Below are 1639 nucleotides of genomic sequence, written 5' to 3' on the forward strand. Positions count from 1 at the left end.
GGACTCCGTGTCCAAAAAGTCCATGGACATAACACTGTTAGCACGTTTCTACGCTCCCAGCCTGCAGCTATATACAAACTCTTGTTATTTTCCGTTGCGTAAAGTAAGTTGCTTTCCGTAATGGAAAACAATGACTTTGGTGCCGCAGGAGGGGAGCTTTAGTTTTGTCCAATCAGGATGTTCGGGACGCACTCGCATTTGAGGAACAACAACGGCTGGCCGCGGCCAAACGGCCACCCGTTTGGCTAAGTCTGCTCGCAGCGGCGGCGTACGGCGCGTGGTTTGCCTACATGTGGATCAAGGATGACGTCCATCCTCTCGTTCCTGTTGGTGGACTGCTTCTTCTACTCGCGCTCTTGGTGAGTCTTGCCGTCTTTTACCGCACGGGGGTGAGGGATTCAATGCGCCAGAAGGTTGATCCGCACGCCTCTAGGAATGTGACCTGGCGCTTCTACGCAGGATTGGGATTTATGATTCTGCCGGCGCTCTTCAATCCCTTCGTCGAAGGACACGTTATTCCCTCATGCATTGCAAGTGTGCTGTGCGCCTTGGCGGTCTTGTGGACACTACATACTGGTGCGCTGGATCGGAGGCCGCGATGAGTGAACTTGACCCGGTAATCCACCCGCTCAATCGCTTTAAGATTTGCGCCACACTTAATGCCTTCGGAGCCACGCAGGGCGGGGAGGTAAACCGAGAGATGAAGTTCGCCATGTTGCGCGCTCGCACGGAGCTTTCCGATGCCTCCCTGTCTAAGCAGCTCGGAGCTCTGGAAAAAGCCGGCTACGTGACTCGCTTCCGCGAGTACGGCACCAGCCGTGCGAAGGACTCGGTGTGGGTCGCATTGACTGAGCAAGGCAAGATTGCCTTCGACGGCCACTTGGCAGCACTCAAGGAATTAGCTGAGGGTTGAGTTGGGTGCATAGTACGGCCTCGCTGAGGTGCCCTTGTTGCCAAAGTTTTCCCGCCCGCCGCAGGCGGTTTCAAGTGGTGGATGCATCACTTGAATAGTTCTTGGATTCTCTCTTCTGGTGTGTACCAGTTGAGGACTTCTCTGGGGCGCCCGTTGAGTAGGTCTTGAATGTGTTGAACGCCTTTTGAAGCGTCAGGGTACTAAAGTCGCTTCCTTTGGGTAGGAAGTCTCGGACTAGCCCGTTGGTGTTTTCGTTGGTAGGACGCTGCCAGGGTGAGTGTGGATCGCAGAAGTAGACTGCGAGCCCACGTTCGATGCTCAGCCTGTCTACTTGGGCTAGTTCCACACCTTGGTCCCAGGTCAGTGTTTTGGTGTTGTTGCGTATTTTTCCGGTAAACATCTCGATTAACTTATCGACAGTCGTGGCGGAATCATGCACATCAAGCAGCGAGCCCATACGACTACTTGTTCAAGCCGGTTAGAGTCCAAGCACTACCCGGATTATCCAGAGAAAAACTGAGAGCAACTGTCGTTGACTCCATGATTAAAGAAGACGGACTTGATGGAGAACACAGATCGAGAGCCTCTCGAGAGAACTTCACCCATTGTTCGCTGTCGCCCTTTCCTCTAAGAAAGAGGAAGTTTGCCTCTTCGGTGAAGCCGTGTTCTGGAACAGGGGGATCATCAACCACAAGTGTTTCTTTGACTGTTTGATACGGAGTGTAT

2 protein-coding genes and 1 pseudogene are annotated in these 1639 nt (G+C 53.2%); 1 reads left to right on the forward strand and 2 read right to left on the reverse strand.

All coding sequences use genetic code 11. The annotated features are described in order from the left end of the window. The first annotated feature begins 598 nt into the window (after positions 1-598). Entirely contained in the window at positions 599-913 is a 315-nt protein-coding gene (locus tag HMPREF2806_RS04180) for a transcriptional regulator (protein WP_049157204.1), read from the forward strand. Between the two features lie 70 nt (positions 914-983). Here the strand turns inward: HMPREF2806_RS04180 and HMPREF2806_RS04185 are convergent, their stop codons facing one another. Further along, positions 984-1370, reverse strand: coding sequence for an IS30 family transposase (locus HMPREF2806_RS04185; RefSeq protein ID WP_070511640.1), 387 nt, complete (start codon positions 1368-1370; stop codon positions 984-986). A 4-nt stretch (positions 1371-1374) separates the two neighbouring features. Further along, positions 1375-1639: pseudogene (locus tag HMPREF2806_RS13715) on the reverse strand (hypothetical protein); the annotation flags it as partial.

It is taken from the genome of Corynebacterium sp. HMSC076G08 (assembly GCF_001811515.1).
Lineage (GTDB): Bacteria > Actinomycetota > Actinomycetes > Mycobacteriales > Mycobacteriaceae > Corynebacterium > Corynebacterium hiratae.

Excerpts from the sequence above, each read along its gene's own strand:
- HMPREF2806_RS04180 (WP_049157204.1), top strand. The coding sequence starts at position 599 with ATGAGTGAACTTGACCCGGTAATCCACCCGCTCAATCGCTTTAAGATT.
- HMPREF2806_RS04185 (WP_070511640.1), bottom strand. The coding sequence starts at position 1,370 with ATGGGCTCGCTGCTTGATGTGCATGATTCCGCCACGACTGTCGATAAG.